The 22,372-nt window shown below is 72.2% G+C and carries 19 protein-coding genes; 7 read left to right on the top strand and 12 right to left on the bottom strand.

All coding sequences use genetic code 11. The features are described 5' to 3' along the window. Window positions 1-58: 58 nt before the first annotated feature. Complete coding sequence (locus VKK44_RS02230) at window positions 59-1,399, bottom strand: cell division protein PerM (protein ID WP_343445181.1); 1,341 nt, start codon at window positions 1,397-1,399, stop codon at window positions 59-61. Between the two features lie 159 nt (window positions 1,400-1,558). Between VKK44_RS02230 and VKK44_RS02225 the strand changes: the two genes are divergently transcribed. Beyond that, on the top strand, window positions 1,559-1,828 hold the full coding sequence (locus VKK44_RS02225; protein ID WP_343445180.1) for a DUF4190 domain-containing protein: 270 nt from the start codon (window positions 1,559-1,561) through the stop codon (window positions 1,826-1,828). A 54-nt stretch (window positions 1,829-1,882) separates the two neighbouring features. Here the strand turns inward: VKK44_RS02225 and sucD are convergent, their stop codons facing one another. The 3 genes from sucD to VKK44_RS02210 form a co-directional block, all read right to left on the bottom strand. Beyond that, on the bottom strand, window positions 1,883-2,770 hold the full coding sequence (sucD, locus tag VKK44_RS02220) for a succinate--CoA ligase subunit alpha (protein WP_343445179.1): 888 nt from the start codon (window positions 2,768-2,770) through the stop codon (window positions 1,883-1,885). Window positions 2,771-2,772: 2 nt separating this feature from the next. Next, a complete protein-coding gene (sucC, locus tag VKK44_RS02215; protein ID WP_343445178.1) occupies window positions 2,773-3,951 on the bottom strand; it encodes an ADP-forming succinate--CoA ligase subunit beta in 1,179 nt (392 codons plus the stop codon). A 401-nt stretch (window positions 3,952-4,352) separates the two neighbouring features. Further along, window positions 4,353-4,757, bottom strand: a complete 405-nt coding sequence (locus VKK44_RS02210) for a cobalamin B12-binding domain-containing protein (protein ID WP_343445177.1) — start codon at window positions 4,755-4,757, stop codon at window positions 4,353-4,355. A gap of 386 nt (window positions 4,758-5,143) precedes the next feature. Between VKK44_RS02210 and VKK44_RS02205 the strand changes: the two genes are divergently transcribed. Together VKK44_RS02205 and VKK44_RS02200 are read left to right on the top strand one after the other, a co-directional pair. Next, window positions 5,144-5,860 (top strand): M23 family metallopeptidase, encoded by a 717-nt coding sequence (locus VKK44_RS02205; RefSeq protein WP_343445176.1) that lies wholly within the window; start codon window positions 5,144-5,146, stop codon window positions 5,858-5,860. A 261-nt stretch (window positions 5,861-6,121) separates the two neighbouring features. Continuing rightward, the gene (locus VKK44_RS02200) at window positions 6,122-6,898 is read left to right on the top strand and encodes a M23 family metallopeptidase (protein WP_458351595.1); all 777 of its coding nucleotides are present in this window, start codon (window positions 6,122-6,124) and stop codon (window positions 6,896-6,898) included. Between the two features lie 64 nt (window positions 6,899-6,962). On the opposite strand, the gene pcrA is transcribed toward VKK44_RS02200, so the two are convergent. Continuing rightward, window positions 6,963-9,362, bottom strand: coding sequence for a DNA helicase PcrA (gene pcrA / locus VKK44_RS02195; RefSeq protein WP_343445174.1), 2,400 nt, complete (start codon window positions 9,360-9,362; stop codon window positions 6,963-6,965). A gap of 288 nt (window positions 9,363-9,650) precedes the next feature. Here pcrA and VKK44_RS02190 point away from each other — a divergent pair, with 288 nt between their 5' ends. Then, a complete protein-coding gene (locus VKK44_RS02190; protein ID WP_343445173.1) occupies window positions 9,651-10,004 on the top strand; it encodes a chorismate mutase in 354 nt (117 codons plus the stop codon). Between the two features lie 71 nt (window positions 10,005-10,075). Here the strand turns inward: VKK44_RS02190 and VKK44_RS02185 are convergent, their stop codons facing one another. The 7 genes from VKK44_RS02185 to VKK44_RS02155 all read right to left on the bottom strand — a co-directional run bounded on the left by VKK44_RS02185 (window position 10,076) and on the right by VKK44_RS02155 (window position 18,412). Next, window positions 10,076-11,092, bottom strand: a complete 1,017-nt coding sequence (locus VKK44_RS02185) for an ABC transporter ATP-binding protein (protein ID WP_343445172.1) — start codon at window positions 11,090-11,092, stop codon at window positions 10,076-10,078. After that, the gene (locus tag VKK44_RS02180; RefSeq protein WP_343447628.1) at window positions 11,085-12,113 is read right to left on the bottom strand and encodes an ABC transporter ATP-binding protein; all 1,029 of its coding nucleotides are present in this window, start codon (window positions 12,111-12,113) and stop codon (window positions 11,085-11,087) included. Before VKK44_RS02180 ends, VKK44_RS02185 begins: the two co-directional genes overlap by 8 nt. A gap of 25 nt (window positions 12,114-12,138) precedes the next feature. Beyond that, the gene (locus VKK44_RS02175; RefSeq protein WP_343445171.1) at window positions 12,139-13,122 is read right to left on the bottom strand and encodes an ABC transporter permease; all 984 of its coding nucleotides are present in this window, start codon (window positions 13,120-13,122) and stop codon (window positions 12,139-12,141) included. A 75-nt stretch (window positions 13,123-13,197) separates the two neighbouring features. Then, a complete protein-coding gene (locus VKK44_RS02170; protein WP_343445170.1) occupies window positions 13,198-14,124 on the bottom strand; it encodes an ABC transporter permease in 927 nt (308 codons plus the stop codon). A gap of 143 nt (window positions 14,125-14,267) precedes the next feature. Beyond that, window positions 14,268-15,911, bottom strand: coding sequence for a peptide ABC transporter substrate-binding protein (locus tag VKK44_RS02165; protein WP_343445169.1), 1,644 nt, complete (start codon window positions 15,909-15,911; stop codon window positions 14,268-14,270). A 558-nt stretch (window positions 15,912-16,469) separates the two neighbouring features. Continuing rightward, window positions 16,470-17,147, bottom strand: a complete 678-nt coding sequence (locus tag VKK44_RS02160; protein WP_343445168.1) for a response regulator transcription factor — start codon at window positions 17,145-17,147, stop codon at window positions 16,470-16,472. Between the two features lie 2 nt (window positions 17,148-17,149). Beyond that, entirely contained in the window at window positions 17,150-18,412 is a 1,263-nt protein-coding gene (locus VKK44_RS02155) for a PspC domain-containing protein (RefSeq protein ID WP_343447627.1), read from the bottom strand. Window positions 18,413-18,589: 177 nt separating this feature from the next. Between VKK44_RS02155 and VKK44_RS02150 the strand changes: the two genes are divergently transcribed. The 3 genes from VKK44_RS02150 to VKK44_RS02140 all read left to right on the top strand — a co-directional run bounded on the left by VKK44_RS02150 (window position 18,590) and on the right by VKK44_RS02140 (window position 22,319). Then, the gene (locus VKK44_RS02150; protein ID WP_343445167.1) at window positions 18,590-20,434 is read left to right on the top strand and encodes a PspC domain-containing protein; all 1,845 of its coding nucleotides are present in this window, start codon (window positions 18,590-18,592) and stop codon (window positions 20,432-20,434) included. Further along, complete coding sequence (locus tag VKK44_RS02145; RefSeq protein ID WP_343447980.1) at window positions 20,431-20,892, top strand: hypothetical protein; 462 nt, start codon at window positions 20,431-20,433, stop codon at window positions 20,890-20,892. Before VKK44_RS02150 ends, VKK44_RS02145 begins: the two co-directional genes overlap by 4 nt. A 179-nt stretch (window positions 20,893-21,071) precedes the next feature. Then, on the top strand, window positions 21,072-22,319 hold the full coding sequence (locus VKK44_RS02140; protein WP_343445166.1) for a phosphatidylserine decarboxylase: 1,248 nt from the start codon (window positions 21,072-21,074) through the stop codon (window positions 22,317-22,319). Window positions 22,320-22,372: the final 53 nt, after the last annotated feature.

Here is a 22,372-nt window from a genome sequence, read left to right as displayed (position 1 = left end):
TGCCGGGCGCCCCTCGCGCGTCCCCACCCGGGTGGGTGCCACGGTGCGGCTCGGGAGGTCAGCGTGCGGTGGGGGCGGCTCGGGGGGTGGGCGGGGCCGACCGGGGAGAGGGCGGAGCGGACCGGATGGTCAGGGTGCGGGTGGCGGCGGCGCCGAGCACCGCGCCCACGGCGATCACCAGCGTGGCCACGGCGGCCACCGGCCAGGGCGCCGGGCCGATCTCGGCCAACCGGCCACCGCCGAGCGAACCGCCCGAGGCCGCCGCGACCAGGCCCAGCAACACCCCGGCGACCGGCCCGGCGAGCACGGCCGGGACCAGCAGCGCGGGCCACCCGACCTCGACCCGGTCCTCGGCCGCCGCACGCAGCAGTCGCCGGGCCAACAGCCAGCCGGCCGCCATCGCGACCAGCACCGGCACCGCGAGCAGCCCGGCCCCCAGCCCGTCGACCGGGCCCCGCGGCAGGCCGGCCAGCAACGGCACGGCCGGCAGCGCGCCGACCGACACCTCGCTGGTGCGGACCGCGGTGTCCGTGCCGACGGCGAACCCGGGACCGAGCAGGTAGCTTGCCGACCAGGCGGTGGCGTTCGGCGCGTACGCGAGGCTGACCAGCGTGATGCCCGCCTGACCGGCCACCCCGGTCCGGTACGCCCCGATCATGTCGGCCGCGTCGCCACCGCCGGTGGCCACCGCCAGCCCGGCCGCGCCGGCACTCGCGCCGAGCAGCAGCAGCACCGCGACCAGCCCGGCGCGCAACCCCTCCCGCACCGGCCGCGGGCAGCGCGTCGCCAGCAGCGCCCAGACGCCGGTGGTGCGCAGCGCGCCGACCAGGGCGGCCGGGGCGGCGAACGCGGCGAACGTGAGCGCCGCGGTGACCGGGGACACCCGCAGCCCGCCCGCACCGACCGCGAGCGCGGCGACGGCGCCGAGCAGCGCGTACCCGATGGCGACCGCGACCGCGACGGCGAGCGCCTGCCGGGGCGAGCCGGCGCCGCGAGCGCCCACGGCCCGGCTGACGTGCACGCCGGCGCGGGTGAGCCGCCAGACGACGAGCGCGCTCAGCGCGAGCGGCGCCAGGCCGAGCGGCCCGGCGGCGGTCTGCAACGGCACCCCGTGCCCGAGCAGCCAGCCGGCCAGGCCGGCGCGCAGCGCGCCGCCGAACGACCCGGCGTCCTCGGTGAGCTGGGCGAGGCCGAGCACGACGACGACCGGCAGCAGGGACGTCGACGCGGCCCAGAGCGCGGCCACCCCGGCGGCCACCGGCAGCGGGGCCCGGCTGCGCGACGACTCACCCGGCCGGGGCGCGGGCACGCGCGTAGCGGGGCGGGCACGACCGCGCGGCCGGGCGCCGGTGGTGGGGCCGGCGGCCGGGCGCGGCTGGTCAGGGGTGACACGTGACATCGCGTCTACTCTGGCACGCCACGCCGAGGACGGCAGTCCGATACCGGGCCGGGACCGGGGCGAGTTCGCCGAACCCCCGGATCAGCGGCGGTGATCCGGTCTAGCCTCGGCTTCAGACGCGACCGTTCCCGTCGCGGCACCGACCGCTCGGAGGAATCCGTGAACGCTCCGTATCCGCCGCCCCCGCCGCCACCGGCTGCCGGTCGGGACCGGAGCACGCTCTGGGGCGTCCTCGGCATCGTGTTCGGCCTGTTCTGCTGCGGCATCCTGGGCATCGTCTTCGGCTGGTTGTCGATCCGGGACGCCCGGCGCCACGGCAGATCGCCACTGCTCGGCTGGCTGGCCATCGCGTTCGGTGTGGTCAACATCGTGGCCAGCGCCATCGTGCGGGCCCGGGGCAGCTACTACTACCCGTACTGGTACCGCTGAGCGTGAGGGGGCCGACCGGACCCGGTCGACCCCCTCGGCACGTCAGGTGACCGCTCAGCGGCCGGACATGAGCTCCCGCATCAGCTCGGCGGTCTCGGTCGGGGTCTTGCCGACCTTGACGCCGACCGCCTCCAGCGCCGACTTCTTGGCGTCGGCGGTGCCGGCCGAGCCGGAGATGATCGCGCCGGCGTGACCCATGGTCTTGCCGGGCGGTGCGGTGAAGCCGGCGATGTAGCCGACCACCGGCTTGGTGACGTTGGCCTTGATGAACTCGGCCGCCCGCTCCTCGGCGTCACCGCCGATCTCACCGATCATGACGATCGCGTCGGTCTCCGGGTCCGCCTCGAAGGCGGCCAGCGCGTCGATGTGGGTGGTCCCGATGATCGGGTCACCGCCGATGCCGACGCAGGTGGAGAAGCCGATGTCACGCAGCTCGTACATCATCTGGTAGGTCAGCGTGCCGCTCTTGCTGACCAGGCCGATCCGGCCGGTGCCGGTGATGTCGGCCGGGATGATGCCGGCGTTGGACGCGCCCGGCGAGGCGATGCCGGGGCAGTTCGGGCCGATGATCCGGGTCCGCTCGCCCTTGGCCACGTTGTACGCCCAGAACGCGGCGGTGTCGTGCACCGGCACGCCCTCGGTGATCACCACGGCCAGGTCGATGCCGGCGTCGATCGCCTCGACCACCGCGGCCTTGGTGAACTGCGGCGGCACGAAGATGACCGTGACGTCGGCCCCGGTGGACTTCATCGCGTCCGCGACGGAGGCGAAGACGGGCAGCTCGGTGCCGTCGAAGTCGACGGTGGTGCCGGCCTTGCGCGGGTTCACGCCGCCGACCACGGTGGTGCCGGCGGCAAGCATCCGCCGGGTGTGCTTGGAACCCTCGGAACCGGTCATGCCCTGCACGATGACCTTGGAGTCCTTGGTCAGCCAGATAGCCATTGTCAGACCCCCGCAGCTGCCAGCTCGGCGGCCCGCTCGGCCGCGCCGTCCATGGTGTCGACCCGCTGGATGAGCGGGTTCGCCGCGCCGTCGAGGATGGCCCGGCCCTCCTCGGCGTTGTTGCCGTCGAGGCGGACCACGAGCGGCTTGGTGGCCTTCTCGCCGCGCTGCTCCAGCAGCGCCAGCGCCTGCACGATGCCGTTGGCGACCGCGTCGCAGGCGGTGATGCCGCCGAAGACGTTGACGAAGACGCTCTTCACCGACGGGTCGGAGAGGACGATCTCCAGGCCGTTCGCCATCACCTCGGCGCTCGCGCCGCCGCCGATGTCGAGGAAGTTGGCCGGCTTGACGCCGCCGTGCCGCTCACCGGCGTACGCGACCACGTCGAGCGTGGACATGACCAGGCCCGCGCCGTTGCCGATGATGCCGACCTCGCCGTCGAGCTTGACGTAGTTGAGGTCCTTGGACTTGGCGGCCTGCTCCAGCGGGTCCACCGACGCCTGGTCGACCAGGGCCTCGTGGTCCGGGTGCCGGAACCCGGCGTTCTCGTCCAGGGTGACCTTGGCGTCCAGGAGCAGCAGCTTGCCGTCCTTCGTGGTGGCCAGCGGGTTCACCTCGACCAGGGTGGCGTCCTCGGCGACGAACGCCTGCCACAGCCCGACCGCGACGTCGACGATCTGGTCGGCGACCTCGGCCGGGAAGCCGGCCGCGGTGACGATCTCACGCGCCTTGGCCTCGTCCACGCCGGTGTTCGCGTCGATCGGCGCCTTGACGACCTTCTCGGGGGTCTCGGCGGCGACCGCCTCGATGTCCATGCCGCCGGCGACGCTGGCGATGCAGAGGAAGGTGCGGTTCGCCCGGTCGAGCAGGTACGAGAAGTAGTACTCCTCGGCCACGTCCGCGGTCACCGTGATCATGACCTTGTGGACCGTGTGACCCTTGATGTCCATGCCGAGGATGTCGGTGGCCCGGGCCACCGTCTCCTCCGCGCCCTCGGCCAGCTTCACGCCGCCGGCCTTGCCGCGGCCACCGACCTTCACCTGTGCCTTGACGACCACCCGGCCGCCGAGGCGTTCGGCGATCGCGCGGGCCTCCTCCGGGGTAGTGGCGACGCCGCCGGCGAGCACGGGCAAGCCGTGCCGCTCGAACAGGTCCCGCCCCTGGTACTCGTACAGGTCCACGATTGCGCGTCCCGTCCCGTCTCCGCGGCGCGCCGTCGCGCCGCCACCAGCGTTGGAAAATCAGTTTGACGCCTGTCATCAGAACAGACAGGCCATTTGCCGCAGCCTAACGAGATGGGAACCGGCGGCAACCGAGCGGGTGCGGGGTGTGCGGTAATGCACAACCGTCGTCGCGGGAGCGCACAACGGGAGACGCGGCGTCAGCCGTCCGAGGGAGGGGATGTCCGCGCCGGGGCGTAACCCCCGGTCAGGGGCGTCGTTGAGTCTGATGTCGGAGCGCTGGTCAAAGCGCGATGACGGGAGCGGCCGATGCCCTGTCGGTCGAGGGGTGGCGGCGGGGCATCGTGCATAGAGGGGCCGGGCGTGTGAGGGGTGCGTCCGGCCCCTCCCCCTGCCCGGAATCAGCCGACCGGCTGGGCCACGTTCTCCCGTACCCAGTCGACGATCGATCCGGTGGTGGCGCCCGGGGTGAAGATCTTCGCGACGCCGAGCCGCTCCAGCTCCGGGATGTCGGCCTCCGGGATGATGCCGCCGCCGAAGACCACGATGTCGGCCGCCTCGCGTTCGGTGAGCAGCTCGACGACCCGCTTGAACAGCGTCATGTGCGCGCCGGAGAGCACCGAGAGCCCGACCGCGTCCGCGTCCTCCTGGATCGCCGTCTCGACGATCTGCTCGGGGGTCTGGTGCAGGCCGGTGTAGATGACCTCCATGCCGGCGTCGCGCAGCGCACGGGCGACGACCTTCGCGCCGCGGTCGTGGCCGTCCAGGCCGGGCTTCGCGACGACGACCCGAATCCGAGAGCTCATCTGCGCACACCTTTCACCGGCACCGGCACTGCTGACCTGAACGAACGGTAACCCGGGCGGACCGGGGTCGGGAACCCGGGCTGCGCCATACCGCCCGGCCGGGCCCATCGGAAGCCGGACACCTCCGCCGAATGGTCACGGTCCGCGACGAAAGGCCAGTCGACGGGCCAGCCGACCGGTGACACGAGATATCACAAGCCAGGATAGAAATGTACATAACGAAACGCCGGTTCGGCGCTTCGGCTTGTGACAGGAGTGGCTGTTGGCTAACGTGTCCACGGTTGTCATCAAGTCCACGGACGGGTGACGACGCGGCACCGGAGGTTCGGTCGAGCTTCACCGAACGGTCCGAGGTCGCATCGGATCCCCGACAACGGAGGGTGTGCGTGCGCCAGCGCCTGTCGTCTGAGCCCGATCGATATCGCGGTCGCCGCCGCGTACCCACCCCCCCGCGGAGCCGCTACGCGGCGGTCGTCACGACCGCCTTCGTCGGTGCCGGCATCGTCGCCCTCGGCGCGAACGCCCTCCCCGACGCCAAGAGCGTCAGCCCGTCCGTCCTCGACGAGCTCCGGCAGGCCTCGATCGCCAGCCAGGACGCCGCGGCCCGGGCCGACACCGCCGACCGCGCCACCCGGGACGACCGGTCCGGTGGCGACGCCGCCGCCACCGAGCAGGACCCCTGGCTCCTCCCCCTGCACGGCTACGACTTCAAGTCGCCCTACGGCATGCGCTGGGGCAAGCTGCACACCGGCATCGACCTGGTCGCGCCGGAGGGCACGCCCTACAAGGCGGTCCACGCCGGCACCGTCACCAAGGCCGGCTGGTTCGGCGGCTACGGCTACGCCGTGATCGTCCGGCACGCCGACGGCAGCGAGGCCATCTACGGCCACTCCTCCGCGGTCACCGTCAAGGAGGGCCAGGAGGTCAAGGCCGGCGACCAGCTCGGTCTGGTCGGCAACACCGGCCACTCCTACGGCTCGCACCTGCACCTCGAGGTCCATGTCAACGGCGAGCCTCGGGACCCGGTGACGTTCCTCCAGGAGCGCGGAGTGGACATCAAGCTCGAAACCGAGGCACTCTACGGCGACGTAGCCGCTTCCTGACACTCCGTACCGCCCGACAACCGCCCGGATCCTGCGATCCGGGCGGTTTCGCGTGCACGGATGTCAGCCCCGTCACACCGCACGATGTGAGCGGCGCCACACCACCTGATGATCGACGCTTGTCGGGAACCGCCCAGCCGGCACGATCGGGGACACGATCCCGCGGCGCACCCCGCCGGGCCGCGAACCCGCCACCGGCGCGCTCGGAGCACGACACCAGTATTTCCAGGTCCACGTGCCCCTCAACTGGTGAAGGTTCCCGTGCAGCACAGCAGTCCCACCCCGAACGGCACCACCCCGGACCGCGCCCCCGCCCGGCACCGGCGCACCGGCCGGCGGACCACGTACCTGATCACCGGCGCGCTGGCCCTGCTCGGTCTCGGCCTCGGCGGCGTCGTGGTCGCCACCGACGACAGCCCGGCGCCCGCCCCGGCCGCGGTCGACTTCGACGCGCGGGCCCGCGCCGAGGCCGCCGCCCGCGCCGACCGGTCGGCGCGCGAGTCGGTCAGCCCGGTCACCCCGTCCGCGACGCCGGCCAGCCCGTCCCCCAGCCCGAGCGCGACCACCCCGAAGCCGAAGAAGACCGTGCCGCCCAAGCCGACGCCGACGCCGACGAAGAAAAAGGCCGCGCCGAAGCCGAGCTGGGTCATCCCGATGAAGGGCGCCGACATCACCTCCTGCTTCGGGCAGCGGTGGGGCACGCTGCACGCCGGCATCGACTTCGCCATGCCCGCCGGCACCCCGATCCGCGCCGCCGCGTCCGGCACCGTCGTCAAGGCCGGCGACGTGGGCGACGGATACGGCACCTCCGTCTTCGTCGACCACCACAACGGCTACCTGACCCACTACGCCCACCAGAGCCGGCTGCTCGTCGACGTCGGCGACAAGGTCAAGGCCGGTCAGATCATCGGCTACGAGGGCGCCACCGGTGACGCCACCGGCCCGCACCTGCACTTCGAGGTGCACCAGGGAGCCATGTGGAACCAGATCGACCCGGCGCCGTTCCTGCGCGCCCGCGGCATCGACGTGGCCTGCTGAGGGCCACGGCACGGGAAAGGGGCCCGGCCCGGCACGACCGCCGACCCGGGCCCCTCCTCGACGCTCAGAGCTTGTCGATCGGCGCGTGCCGCAGCACCAGCCACATGGTCTGGTCACCGAAGTTGATCTGGGCCCGGGCACCCGGCCCGGCGCCCTCCACCGCCAGCACCCGACCCAGGCCGTAACGCTGGTGGTTGACCCGGTCGCCCACCGAGACCTTGGGGGCCTGCTTCAGGTCGCTCGCGGTGGCCAGCCGGCTGGCGTCCACGCCGAGACGCTTGGCGAGCTGGGTGGCCTTGGGCGTGCCGCCGGTGAAGCCGCCCCGGCCGCCCGACAACCGGTCCGCACGGCCGCCGACGCCACCGCCGCCGCCACCCCACGACGTGTACGACCCCTCGGTGCGCTCCCACCGCACCAGCTCCGGCGGCAGCTCCTCCAGGAACCGGGACGGCGGGTTGTAGGCCGGTGCGCCCCAGGCCGACCGGGTGACCGCCCGGGACAGGTAGAGGCGCTGCCGGGCCCGGGTGATGCCCACGTACGCCAGCCGGCGCTCCTCCTCCAGCTCGCGGGAGTCGCCGAGCGAGCGCAGGTGCGGGAAGACGCCGTCCTCCAGGCCGGTCAGGAACACCACCGGGAACTCCAGCCCCTTGGCGGTGTGCAGCGTCATGAGCGTGACCACCCCCTGATGGTCGGGGTCGTCGGACGGGATCTGGTCGGCGTCGGCGACCAGCGCGACCTGCTCCAGGAAGCCGGCCAGCGTGGCCCGCTCGTCGTCGGCGCCCAGCGACTCGATCCGCTCGGTGTACTCCCGGGCGACGCTCACCAGCTCCTGGAGGTTGTCCACCCGGCCGGCGTCCTGCGGGTCGAGGCTCTCCTCCAGCTCGGCCAGGTAGCCCGAGCGGGTCAGCAGCGCCTCCAGCACCTCCTCCGGGGTGCCGGTGGCGGCCAGCTCACGGGCCGAGTCGAGCAACGCGACGAACTCGGCGATGCCGTTGGCCGCCCGGGTGGAGATGCCCGGCGCGTCCTTCGCCCGGCGCAGCGCGGCGCCGAAGGAGATGCGGTCCCGCGCGGCCAGTGCCTCGACGCACGCCTCGGCCCGCTCGCCGATGCCCCGCCGGGGGGTGTTGAGGATCCGGCGCAGGCTGACGGTGTCGTCGTCGTTGACCACGGCCCGCAGGTAGGCCAGCGCGTCGCGGACCTCCTTGCGCTCGTAGAAGCGCACCCCGCCGACCACCTTGTAGGGCAGGCCGACGCGGATGAACACCTCCTCGAACACCCGGGACATGGCGTTGGTGCGGTAGAAGACGGCCACGTCGCCCGGCCGGGTGTCGCCGGCGTCGACGAGCCGGTCGATCTCCCGGGCCACCCAGTCCGCCTCGGCGTGCTCGGTGTCGGCCACGTAGCCGACGATCTGCTCACCGGCGCCGGCGTCGCTCCACAGCCGCTTGGGCTTGCGTGAGGTGTTCCGGTCGATGACCGCGTTGGCCGCGTTGAGGATGGTCTGGGTCGAGCGGTAGTTCTGCTCCAGCAGGATGGTGCGGGCGTCGGTGAAGTCCCGCTCGAACTCCAGGATGTTGCGGATGGTCGCGCCCCGGAACGCGTAGATCGACTGGTCGGCGTCGCCGACCACGCACAGCTCGGCCGGCGGGACGCCCTCGGTGCCGGAGACCAGCTCCTTGATCAGGACGTACTGGGCGTGGTTGGTGTCCTGGTACTCGTCGACCAGCACGTGCCGGAACCGGCGCCGGTAGCTCTCCGCCACGTGCGGGTGCGACTGGAGCAGGTGCACCGTGGTCATGATCAGGTCGTCGAAGTCCAGCGCGTGGGCCTCGCGCAGCCGTCGCTGGTAGAGCGCGTACGCCTCGGCCAGCGCCCGCTCGTTGGGCCCCTTGGCCCGGCCGGCGAACTCCTCCGGGTCGACCAGCTCGTTCTTCAGGTTGGACACCTGGGCCGCCAGCCCCCGCGCCGGATAGCGCTTCGGGTCCAGGTCCAGCTCGCGGGTCACCAGTTGCATCAGGCGCCGGGAGTCGTCGGCGTCGTAGATCGAGAACGACGACTTCAGGCCGGCGTGCTCGTGCTCGGCCCGCAGGATGCGGACACAGGCCGAGTGGAACGTCGACACCCACATCATCCGGGCGCGCGGGCCGACCAGCGCGGTCACCCGTTCCTTCATCTCGCCGGCGGCCTTGTTGGTGAACGTGATCGCGATGATCTCGCCGGGGTGCACGTCCCGGGCGGCGAGCAGGTAGGCGATCCGGTTGGTCAGCACGCGTGTCTTGCCCGAGCCGGCGCCGGCCACGATCAACAAGGGGGAGCCGGCGTGGGTCACCGCGTCCCGCTGCGGGCCGTTCAGGCCGTCGAGAAGGGCCTGCGGATCCGACCGGGCGGCCCCGGAACGGCGCGGCGGGGTCGGCCGGGACTCCGGCGCGGGCGGGGACGCGGGAATGTCGAAGAGAGGATGCATCGCAGCCCGAGTCTATGCCGTCGGCCGGACACTTCCCCGCCCGCGCGCCCGGGTGCGCGGGCGGCGTCACGTCCCACCTGTTGGCCGGTTTCCTTGCGCGTCCGCCCCGGCGGTCGGCATACTCGACGACGTGTTCGATCAGCGCTTCTTTTACTACGGCACCGGGAGTCCGGCAGCCGTGGGTCGCGCCTGATCGAATCAGACCTACGAAAAGCCCCGGGCTCCCGAGCCCGGGGCTTTTCCGTCCCGGGATCCGGGTACCGGGACCGAGCCCCGAGAGGGACGACGATGATGACTGACGTGGTGGAGTCCAGCGGCGGCCCGGCGCGGCACGACCGGAAGCCCGGCGGTGACCCGACCGGCGCCGCGGCGGCCCGGACCGGCACCGACGACTCGGCGGCGGCCGAGCGGATCGGTGAGATCCGGCACCGGATCGACGAGATCGACCGCATGCTCGTCGCGCTCTGGCAGGAACGGGCCGCGCTCTCCCAGGAGGTCGGCGTGACCCGGCTGGCCGCCGGGGGGACCCGGCTGGTGCTCTCCCGCGAGCGGGAGATCCTGGAGCGGTTCCGCGCGGAACTCGGCGCCGACGGCACGCAGCTCGCGCTGCTGCTGCTGCGCGCCGGCCGCGGCCCGCTGTGACGCGCCCCGCCCGGCAGACGACGAACCGCCTGCCGGCGTCGGGCTGACGTCGGCAGGCGGTCCGGTCTGGCTCAGGCCACCTCGTGGGTGACGACGATCTCCCGCTTCTCGGCGAAGTGGCAGGCGCTCGGGTGGTCCGAGCCCGGCCGGATCTCCAGCAGCGGCACCTCCTGGGCGCAGACGTCCTGCGCCTTCCAGCACCGGGTGCGGAACCGGCAGCCCGAGGGCGGGCTGACCGGCGAGGGGACGTCACCCTGGAGCCGGATGATCGCCTTGCTCTCCCGCACGGTCGGGTCCGGCACCGGCACCGCCGACAGCAGCGCCTGGGTGTACGGGTGGGTCGGCCGCTCGTAGATCTCGTCCTCGGTGCCGATCTCCACCATCTTGCCCAGGTACATCACGGCGACCCGGTCCGACAGGTGGCGCACGACCGACAGGTCGTGGGCGATGAAGACGTACGACAGCCCGAACTCGGCCTGGAGCTTCTCCAGCAGGTTCATGACCTGGGCCTGGATGGACACGTCCAGCGCCGACACCGGCTCGTCGCAGACGATCACCTCGGGCCGCAGCGCCAGCGCCCGGGCGATGCCGATGCGCTGCCGCTGACCGCCGGAGAACTGGTGCGGGTACCGGTTGATGTGCTCCGGGTTGAGGCCGACCAGGTCGAGCAGCTCCTTGACCTTGCCGCGCCGGCTGCCGCGCGGAGCCACCTCGGGGTGGATCTCGAACGGCTCGCCGATCAGGTCACCCACCGTCATCCGGGGGTTCAGCGAGGTGTACGGGTCCTGCATCACCAGCTGGATCTGCCGGCGCAGCCGCCGCAGCGCGCCACCGGAGAGCTTGGAGATGTCCTGGCCCTTGTAGAGCACCTGGCCGGCGGTCGGCTTCTCCAGGTTCATCAGCACCCGGGCGAGCGTCGACTTGCCGCAGCCGGACTCGCCGACCACGCCGAGCGTCTCGCCGGCCTTGAGTTCGAAGGAGACGCCGTCGACCGCCTTGACGTGACCGATGGTCTTCTTGAACACCACACCCCGGGTCACGGGGTAGTGCTTGACCAGGTCACGAACCTCGATGATGTTCTCAGTCACGGTTCACGAGCTCCTCGGCGAAGTGGCAGGCGCTGGCCCGGCCGTGGCCCAGTTGCAGCAGCGGCGGGACCTTCTCCCGGCACACCGGCTGCGCCATCGGGCAGCGCGGGTTGAAGGCGCAGCCCGGCGGGATGTTCATCAGGTTCGGCGGGAGCCCCTTGATGGTCCGGAGCTCCTGCCCCTTCTCGTCCATCCGCGGGATCGAGTTGAGCAGGCCGAGCGTGTACGGGTGGGCCGGCTTGCGGTACAGGTCGTAGACGTCCGCTTCCTCGACGATCCGGCCGGCGTACATGACCGCGATCCGGTCCGCGACGTCGGCGACCACGCCGAGGTCGTGGGTGATCAGGATCATGCCCATCTGCCGTTCCCGCTGGAGTTCGCTGAGCAGGTCCATGATCTGGGCCTGCACGGTCACGTCCAGCGCGGTGGTCGGCTCGTCGGCGATCAGCACCTCCGGGTCCAGGGCCAGCGACATCGCGATCATGGCGCGCTGCCGCATGCCGCCGGAGAACTGGTGCGGGTAGTTGCTGAACCGACCCTTGGCGTTGGGGATCTTCACCTGGTCGAGCATCTCGATCGCGCGCTTCTTGGCTTCCGCGCGGCCGAGGCCGCGCCGGATGCGGAACTGCTCGGCGATCTGGAAGCCGACGGTGAAAACCGGGTTGAGGGCCGAGAGCGAGTCCTGGAAGATCATGGCGATGCCCTCGCCACGGATCCGCCGCCGCTGCTCGGCGGACATCGTGAGCATGTCCTTGCCGTGGAAGCGGACCTGGCCGCCGGTGACGAACCCGGGCGGGGTGTCCAGGATGCCCATGACGGTCTGCGCGGTGACGCTCTTGCCGGAGCCGGACTCGCCGAGCACGGCGAGGGTCTCCCCCGCGTCGACGTGGTACGTCACTCCGTTGATGACCTTGGCGACGCCGTCCCGGGTGCGGAACTCGACCCGCAGGTCGTCGACCTCGAGCAGGCGGCCCGAGGGGCGGCCGGATCCGTCGGCGCCGGCCGCGGACTGCTCGGACACGAGAATGTCGGACAACTCAGTTCCCCTATCGGAGCTTCGGGTCGAGGGCCTCGCGGACCGCCTCGCCGAGCATCACGAAGCTCAGCACGGCGGTGACGAGGAACGCGGAGGGGAAGAACAGCAGGAACGGCGAGACCCGGATGTAGTTCTGCGCCTCGCTGATCATGATGCCCCAGGAGACCACCGGGCTCTTCAGGCCGATGCCCAGGAAGGAGAGCGTGGCCTCCGCGCCGATGAACGAGCCCACCATGATCGTGCCGTAGACCAGCAGCGGCGCCAGGCAGTTGGGCAGCAGGTGCTTGAGGATGATCCGGCCGGTGCCGGCGCCCAGCGCACGGGCCGCGACGATGTAGTCGGCCTCCTTGGTGGCGAGCACCGAGGAGCGCATCAGCCGCATCACCACCGGCCAGCTCAGCACGCTCAGGGACAGGATGACCAGCCCCATGATCGTCCACTCGCCGTTGTCGGTGCCGGACCCGTTGAACGTGGTCAGGATGACGATCGCGCCGAGCACGAACGGCAGGCCGAAGAAGATGTCCGCGATCCGGGACAGCAGCGCGTCCACCCAGCCGCCGCGGTAGCCGGCGATGATGCCCATCGCGCCACCGAACAGCAGGGTGAGGATGGTGGAGACCAGGGCCACCACGATCGACGCACGGGCGCCGTAGATGACCCGGGAGTAGACGTCGCGGCCCTGCACGTCGTAGCCGAACCAGGCGGAGGACGACGGCTCGACCCGGCTGCGCTCCAGCGCGCCGTTGACCGCGTCACCGGACGTGAACAGCGACGGGAACGCGGCCATCACGATGAAGAGCATGATGAACGCGGCGGAGATCCAGAACAGCGGCTTGCGACGCAGGTCGAGCCAGGCGTCGCCGAGCAGGCCACGCGGCTTCTGCTGCTTGGCGCTCTCCGGCAGGCCGGCGTTGGTGGGCGCGCCGGACCCGGCCTCGGTGGGCATGGTCGCGGGCGGCGTCGACACGATCGACGCGGAACTCGGGTCACTCATGCCCGCACCTCGCTGCGCTCGGCGCGGGCCTGGTTGCCCGCGCAGACTGCTGGGACGATTCGTTCGCTGCGGCGGTCACTCATAGCGGATCCTCGGGTCGAGGGCGGCGTAGAGCAGGTCCACCAGCAGGTTCATCACGAGGTAGACGACCACCAGCACCACCACGATGCCGACAACGGTAGCGCTCTCCTTCGTCACGATGGAGCGCAGCACCTGCCGGCCGATGCCGTTGATGCCGAAGATGCCCTCGGTGACGATCGCGCCACCCATCAGCGCGCCGAGGTCGGTGCCGAGCAGCGTGACCACCGGGATGAGCGAGTTGCGGAGCAGGTGCACGCCGACCACCCGGCGCATCGGGAGGCCCTTGGCGATCGCGGTACGGACGTAGTCGGCACGCCGGTTCTCGGCGATGCTCGTGCGCGCCACCCGGGCGATGTACGCCATCGAGGCGCTGCCGAGCACGAAACCGGGCACGATCAGCTCGCTGAACCGCATCTCGTTGGAGACGGTCGGGTTGATGATGCCCCACTTGACGCCGAGCACCCACTGCAACACGAAACCGACGACGAAGACCGGCAGGGCGATCAGGAACAGGGTGGAGACCAGGACCAGGTTGTCCAGGAAGCCGTTGCGTCGCAGACCGGTCAGGATGCCCGCGCCGAGACCGATCACGGCCTCGATGGCGAGAGCGACCACCGCCAGCTTCAGGGTGTTCGGGTACGACGTGGCGATGATGTCGCTGATCTCGCGACCGCCGAACGTGATACCGAAGTCACCCTGGAACAGGTTCTTCATGTAGCTGGCGTACTGCACCCAGATCGAGTCGTCGAGATGATACTTCTCGGTCATCATGGCCCGGTAGTTCGGCGGGCAACCGCGGTCACCGCACTTGCCGGCGAAGGGGTCACCGGGCACCGACCAGACGAGCCAGTAGATCAGGAACGTCGTGCCGATGAACACCGGTACGAGTTGCAGCAGCCGTCTCAAGAGATAACGGCCCATGGGGTGGTCCTCCAGACAGGGAGCGCCGGGCACCCGACGCGGTGACGACAACGTGCGAGGGGTTTGTTGTACACCCCCTCGCGGAACGGCCCCGGGCCGGGCTCACCGGTAGGCGAGCCCGACCCGGGGTCAGACCGTTCGGATCAGAGTTCGACCGAGGTGATGTCGAGCTCGCCGACGTTGGTCAGCTCCAGCTTCTTGATCTTCTCCGAGTGGCCGGACTGCTCGCCGCTGAAGTAGATCGGGATCGTCGGGACGTCCTGGTCGATCAGCTTGACGGCCTCGGCGAACTTCTTGTGGGCCTCCTCGATGCTGGGGGCCGCGGAGGCCTCCTTGGCGAGGGCGTCCACCTGCGGGTTGCTGTACTTGCCGTCGTTCGAGGAACCGCCGGTCACGTAGAGCGGGTTGATCCAGTTCTCGACGTCCGGGTAGTCCTGCTGCCAGCCGGCGCGGTACATGCCGGTCATCTTGTAGTTGTTGATGTTGGCACGGAAGACCGCGAAGGTCGGCACGCCGACGGCGACCGCGTCGATGCCCAGGTTGGTCTTGATCTGCTGGGCGACGGCCTCCATCCACTCCTTGTGGCTGGCGTCCGCGTTGTAGGACAGGGTCAGCTTGCCCTGGAAGCCACCGGCCTCCTGGAGGAGCTGCTTGGCCTGCGCCACGTCGAACTTGCAGGCGGTGCAGTTGCCCGGCTCGGCGCCCGGGGTCAGCGGGTTGGCCCAGCTGTCGGCCGGCTTGCGGTTACCGAAGAAGATCTTGTCGGTGACGGCCTGCCGGTCGATGGACAGCGAGATCGCCTTGCGCAGCTTCGGGTTGGTGAAGCGCTTGTCGTAGATCGGGAAGGCGATGATGCCGGTCGACGGGACCGTCGTCTGGATCGCGCGCTCGCCCAGGTCGGTCTTCCACTTGTCACCGGCCAGCGACGAGACCGGAACCTGCTGCTGGAAGTCCAGGTTGTTGGCGAGCAGGTCGTTGTAGGCCGCCGTGTCGTCCTGGTAGATCTTGACGGTGACGTCCTTGATCTTCATCTTGTCGCGCAGGCTGTAGTCGTCGAAGCGGGTCAGCTTGATCTCGACATCGTCCTGCCAGGAGACGAGCTTGACCGGGCCGTTACCGATCGGCTTCTTGCCGAACTCCGCCGGGGTGGTGGCGAAGAACGCGTCCGGCAGCGGCATGAAGGCGCTGTAGCCGAGCTTGGTCGGGAACACGGCGGTCGGCGCGGCGAGCGTGACCTCGAAGTTCCAGTCGTCGACGACCTTGAGGCCGGACATCTCCTTGAGCTTCGGCTCCGGGGCCTTCTTCGGGCCGTCCGGGCCGTCCGGGTCCTCGGTGTAGACGTCGCCGAAGCCCTGGATGTCGGAGAAGAAGGAGGCGTTCTGCGCGCCGTTCGGGCCGTAGGCCGCCCAGTTCCAGGCCTTGACGAAGCTCTCGGCCTTGACCGTGGTGCCGTCGTGGAACTTGGTGTTCTGCTTGATCTTGATCTTGAAGACCTTCGAGTCGCTCGTGTCGATCGACTCGGCAAGCAGGTTCTGCGGCGCCCCACCGTTGTTGGGGTACTCGACCAGGCCGCTCCAGACCCAGTCGATGATCTTGCCGCCACCGGTCTCGGTGGTGTTCGAGGGAACCAGCGGGTTCTCCGGCTGGGTGCCGTCGATGACGATGGCGCCGTCCTTGCTCGCGCCGGCGTCGCCACCGTCGTTGTTCCCGCTGGAGCAGCCGGACGCGACGAGCGCGAATGCCGCGCCCACCGCGAGCGCGCCGCTCGCCCGCTTCGAGACTCTCATTGCGAGGGGCCTCCTCTTTCTAACCTGGTTCCGTCGTGGGTTTCACGCACGTGTGGGGGGTGACACCGCCGACGACCCGAACCACAGGCCGCCGGTTTACCGCAGAGGAAATCGGGACACCCCTGGGGTACCGATCCGCCGGGCGCCACACCCTTCGACGAGGACATCACGCAGGATCGACACCACGGGGCGACGCGGTTGCGGCGTTCCGTGGTCGGCGGGCCCGACGAGATGCCTCACACCGGGGGGTGAGGTGCTGCCACTGTGACACCCACCGGCCCTTTCCGTGAAGGTGCCGTTATCAAGCCGTTAGTTGCCCGCCACGTTGCCGATACTTGAGAAAAGATCACAAACGGCGCGGATCGCAGGGCTCCGAACAGGCAAGACGTGTCCACACCGATCCAGACCACCCCATGCGTCCGGTGCCGTGAGCGCGCCGCGCCCCCCGGTGGGACCTCCGGACGAGCGCCGGGTACGCGCAGTTTTTACCCGTACGGCTGAGGTCGTCGTCGACTGTGCGGGCACCCCCGCCGACCGGGTGGACGAGGGCGCCGGCGGTCAGACCAGCCGGCGGTCGGCGGCCCAGCGGGACAGCTCGTACCGGTTCGACATCTGGAGCTTGCGCAACACGTTGGAGACGTGCGTCTCCACCGTCTTGATGGAGATGAACAGCTCCTTGGCGATCTCCTTGTACGCGTACCCCCGGGCGAGCAGCCGCAGCACCTCGCGCTCCCGGTTGGTGAGCTGATCCAGCTCGGGGTCGGCGACCGGCGCGTCCGGCCGGGACGCGAACGCGTCCAGCACGAACCCGGCCAGCCGCGGGCTGAACACCGCGTCCCCGTCGGCCACCCGGCGGATCGCGTCGGTCAGCTCCTCCGGCGAGATGGTCTTCGTCACGTACCCCCGGGCACCCGCCCGGATCAGCCCGATCACGTCCTCGGCCGCGTCGGACACGCTCAACGCCAGGAACTTCACCTGCGGGTGGGTACGCCGCATCGCCTCCAGCACGGCGCGGCCACCGCCGTCCGGCATGTGCACGTCCAGCAGCACCACGTCCGGCTGGGTGGCCGCGATCCGGGCCACCGCCTCCGCCACCGAACTGGCCTCGCCCACGACCTCGACCCGGGTGCCCAGCTCGGCACGGACGCCGGCCCGGAACATGGCATGGTCGTCGACGAGGAACACCCGCAGCGGCCCTCGCGGCGCCGCGCCCTCGACCGGTTCCTGCTCCGACATGGTCACCTGTCCCTTTCCGCCGTGGAGCCGGAACCGGAGCCGGAGCCGCTGATCGGCAGGATCAGCCGGACCTCCGTGCCCTCTCCCGGCTCGGACCGGATCTCCGCCCGGCCGCCGTGCCGCTTCATCCGTCCGATGATCGAGCCCCGGACGCCGTGCCGGTGATTCTCCACCGTATCCGGGTCGAAGCCCTTGCCCCGGTCCCGCACGAACGCGCTCACCTGCTCCGGCTCCACCTCGGCGTAGAGCGAGACGGTCTGCACCCCGGCGTGCCGGGCCGCGTTGACCAGCGCCTCCCGGGTGGCCGCGACCAGCGCGCCGACCCGCTCGTCGGTCTCCCGGTCGCCGACCACCACCGCCTCGACCGTGATGGCGAACGTGTCCTCCACCTCGGCGGCGGCCTGCTCCAGCGCCGCCGCGAAACGCTCGGTCGGCGACGCGGCCGGTTTGTAGAGCCAGTTGCGCAGCGAGCGCTCCTGGCCCCGGGCCAGCCGCTGCACGGTCTTGACGTCGCTGGCGTTGCGCTGGATCAGAGCGAGCGTGTGCAGCACCTGGTCGTGCACCATGGCGGCCAGCTCGGCGCGCTCCTGCTCGCGGATGCGCCCCTCCCGCTCCGACCGGAGCTGGGTCCAGGTGCGCCACAGCACGGGGCCGGTCACCACGCCCACGCCGGCCAGCCCGACCAGCGCGAAGATGACGCCGTTGAGCACCGCGTCGAAGTTCTGCGCCGGCGAGTAGACCGCGGCCACGCCGATGATGCCGACCGCGACGAGCACGCCACCGCCGATGAAGCGGAGCACGAACGCCCGCCGGTCGCTCTCCTCCACCACCGCGCCCAGCCAGGGCACCGCCGAGTCGCCCCACTGCCGGCGGCGCTCCGGCCCGGACTGGTGCCAGATGACACCGGCGCCGACCGCGATGATCGCCACCAGCCAGCCGGCGGTGCCGGCCGCCCCGACCGAGTCGAACGCGACCACCTGGAGCAGCAGCACGCCCAGCCCGATCACCACGAACGGCAGCAACTGGGCGAGGTCGCGGCGCGGCGGCGCGGCGGTGTCGCCGGGCCGGGGCGGGACCACCGCCCAGAAGGCGGCGTAGAGCAGCAGCCCGAGCCCGCTCAGCCCGAGCAGCACCATGAACGCCACCCGGACCCGGAGCACCGGGATGCCCAGGTGCTCGGCGATGCCGGCGGCCACCCCGGCGGCCAACCGGTGCTCGGTGGCCCGGTAGAGGCGCGGGGGGTGCGGCGTGACGGTGCTGCTGATCGGAGGCTCCCGGGTCGGTGCGGAGGTGCCGGCGGCGGCCGGCGTCCCGATCGTCACACGACGGGAACGCCCCGGACCACGGGGACGCCCCGGACATTCACCGCCGGAGGATCTCAGGGTGGGGTCAGGGTCGGTTCCTGAGGCCGTCCGGGCGGCCGGGGCAGCACTATCGGAGGCATGACCGAGGACGCTGCCCGTCCGCCCCGCCCCTGGGCGGCAGCACAGGACGACCCACCGCCGCCCCCGCCGGGGACGGCCCCCACCGACGACGACGCGACCCCGCCGCCCGGCGGCGGCGCGCCGTTCGCCGAGCCACCCCCCGGCGGGTACGCCCCGCCGCCCGGCGCCGCCGGCTTCACCACCCGGTACGGGCTGGTCCGCCCCCGGGAGGGCCGCTACCTGGCCGGGGTGTGTGCCGCGATCGGCCGGGCCACGAACACCGACCCGGTGCTGTGGCGCGTCCTGCTGGCCGTGCTCGGCTTCTTCGGCGGCATCGGCATCCTGGTCTACGTCGCCGCGTGGCTGATCATCCCCGGGGAGGGCGACACCGCCTCCCCCGTGGAGTCGATGCTCGGCCGGGGCCGCTCCAGCATGTCCCCGGTCACCGTCATCGTGCTCGGCATCGTGGTCGCGGTCGGCTTCGCGTACGTCGTCACCGACGGCTTCCGGGCCATCCTGCTCGGCGCGGTGATCCTGATCGGTGGCGCGCTGATGCTCAACCGGGACCAGCGCGGGCCCGCGTCCCGGGCCGGCACGTACCCCGGTCCGGTGCCGCCGACGGCCGGGCCGTTCCCCGCGCCACCGACCGCGGCCTGGGCCGGCCCGCCCGCCGGAGCCGGACCGGCGCGGCCCGCGTCGCCGTGGCCCGGCGGACCCGCCGGGTACGCGCCGCCGACCGGGGCCGGCGCCTCGTCCCGACCCGACGAACCGGTCGGGGTCCCGTCACCGGGATGGCCCGCCGCCGCGCCCGTCTCCGGCTACCCGCCCGCACCGCCCACCGGCACCGGGCCGGCCCGTTCGCCCGCGCCGGCCGGCCACACCGAGCCCGGCTACCCGCCCGCACCGGCCGGGACCGGCTACCCGGCCACGCCGCTGCCCGCCCCGGGTTGGCCCGCCGCGGCCGGCACCCGCCCGGTCCGGCCCGAGCCGGTGACCGCCGCGATGCCCGCGGTGACCTCGCCGGCCGGCGACACCGGCACCGGGCCGACCTTCGGCGCGGCCCCGGCCTGGCCCACCGCGCCGACCACCGGCGCGCCACTCGGCGAACCGGCCGCCGTGCCCCCGCCCGCCCCGATGGGCGCGCCGCTGCCGCCGGGCGGCTACCGACCGCCGTTCGCCCCGCACGGCCCGTACGCCGGGTCGCCCCCCGCGCCGGTGCCGGTCCCGCCGCCCCGGCCGCCGAAGCGGCCCAGGGAACGCTCCCCGCTCGGTGCCATCACGTTCTCGCTGATCTTCCTGGCGCTGGGCCTGGTGGCGATGCTCGACCTGCTCGACGTGTTCCCGGTCGGCGCGGCCGGCTACTTCGCCGCGGCACTGGCCACCATCGGCCTCGGACTGCTCGTGGGCACCTGGTTCGGCCGGGCCCGCTGGCTGATCGCTCTCGGTCTGGTGACGGCGGCGGCGCTCGGCGTCGCGACCGTCGCCGAGTCCTACGACCGGGTACGCGGCATCGACGGCAACGTCACCTGGGCGCCGACCGACCGCCGCGACCTGGCCGACCGGTACGAGAACAACCTCGGCGACGCGGTGCTCGACCTGCGGGCGATCGACTTCGACGCGCAGGACATCCAGGTGACCGTCGACGTGAACCTCGGCAACGCGACGGTGGTCGTACCGCCGGACGTCGACGTGACCACGGTGGCCGATGTGAACGCCGGTGACGCCTCCGTCTTCGGCCGGCACACCGGCGGGCTCAGCGGTCGCCGCTGGGAGAGCACCGACGCCGGCGCGGACGGCCCCGGCGGGGGCAAGCTGCGCCTCTACGTCCACGTGAACGCCGGCAATCTGGAGGTGACCCGGTGAAGGCCCACCGTACGGACATCGTGTCGTTCGCGTTCGGACTCGTCTTTCTCGGGCTCGCCCTCTGGTGGCTGCTGGCCCGGATCCTCGGGCTGGACGTGCCGCCGGTGGGCTGGTTCCTGGCCGGCGGGCTGGTCGTGATCGGGTTGCTCGGCCTGGTCGGCGCGCTGCGCTCGGTCCGCGGCCCGGACCAGCCGGCGTCGCCGGACCAGCCCGACCAGCCCGACCAGCCGGGCGGGGCGGACGCGACAGTGGCCGCGCCGTACCGCGACGGCACGCCGGCCGGCGACGCCGCGACCCCGGACGGGGTGGACGAGTGGCCCACCGGCGCGGTGACCGACGTGCCGGCGTCGGCCCGCGAGGACCGGTCCGGGCCGGACACCCGCGAGCTGCCCGCGGTCGACCCGGGGACCGTCGCGCCACCGGCCGGGCGGCGTACCCCCGGGGAGCCACCGGCCTGACCGCGCCGGTGCGGCGGCCCGTTCGCGCGGCCTATGCTGGGTCGAGGGAGATCTCGCCTCCGCCGTCCGGTCCGGGCCGCCCCCGACCACGCCCGGCGCTCCCCGTTCCGCCCCGGCCGGCCGGTCGCGTCGCCGTAGCGGTCCCCGTCCGTCTCTACCGCGTCAGGAGCTCGTCCGACATGACCCAGTCCCCCGCCGTGCGCGTCACCGGTCCGTCCGGTGCGGTCCGCATCGGCGAGCGCGCCGCCCGTACGCTCGTCAGCGAGTTCGCCCGGCGCAACGACCCGAAGACCGGCCTGCTGGTCGGCGCGACCCCGGAGTCCGCGGTGCTGGCCGCGGCGATCGAGGCGCTGCTCCCGGGCGACCGGCTGGTCGTGGCGCCGGCGGAGGGCGCCGCGGCGGCGGCGCTTCGCGAGCACGTGACGGCCCAGAGCCACTGGGTCGCCGAGCGGGTACGCGTGGTCGACACGCTCGCCGAGGCGGACGCCGCGGCGGCGGTGATCGTCGCCGAGCCGTTCACCGGCACCGCCGAGGAGGCCCGTGCCGCGGTGGACGGCCTGTCCAAGTACCTGGCCGACGGCGCGGTGCTCAGCGTCGCCGCGCCGCTGTTCCGCACCGAGGGCGCCGGCCCCGAGCTGGACCGGCAGGGTGTGCTGCACGGCGTCCGCACCGACGTGGTGCTGCGCAACTCCCCGCCGGTCCGCGTGCACCACCTGCGCTTCACCCCGGCGCCGGCCGCGCTGGCGGCCTCGCTGTCGCCGGCGTACCGGCCGTCGAGCGTGCCGGTGACCCGGCAGATGCACATCGACTCCAACGGGGTGGCCGCCGCCGGCATCACGCTCGGCCTGGCCGCCCTGACCCGGGCCGCCCGGCCGAAGTCCAAGCTCTGGCTGGTGCCGGCGCTGGCCGCGGCCCCGGTGGCCGCGTTCTTCCGGGACCCGCAGCGGGACGTCCCGGAGGACCCGTCGGCCGTGGTCGCGTCCGCGGACGGCCGGGTCCTGTCCGTGCAGCGGCTCACCGACGAGCGTTTCGGCGACGGCGAGTGGCTGCGGGTCGCGGTCTTCCTGTCGGTGCTGGACGTGCACGTCAACCGTGCTCCGGTGGCCGGCAAGGTGGTCGACTACTTCGTCGCCGACGGTGGTTTCGTCAACGCGATGAAGCCGGACGCCGAGCACAACGTGGCGGCGTACACGGTGCTGGACACCGACCACGGCACGGTGGTCGTGGCCCAGCGCACCGGCCTGATCGCGCGCCGCATCGTGCAGCGGGCGCCGGTCGGCTCGCTGCTGGCGAGGGGCGAGCGCTTCGGCCTGATCCGGTTCGGCTCGCGTACCGACATCTACCTGCCGGTCGACGCCGCGGACCCGCTGGTCGGCCCCGGCGACAAGGTGATCGGCGGGTCGACGGTCATCGCCCGCTGGCGCTGACCCGCCGGAGGGTATGCAAAAGGGGCGCCGCTCTCGCGAGCGGCGCCCCTTTT

The sequence above is a fragment of the Micromonospora sp. DSM 45708 genome, assembly GCF_039566955.1.
Lineage (GTDB): Bacteria > Actinomycetota > Actinomycetes > Mycobacteriales > Micromonosporaceae > Micromonospora.
This window is presented reverse-complemented; position numbering and strand designations above follow the sequence as displayed.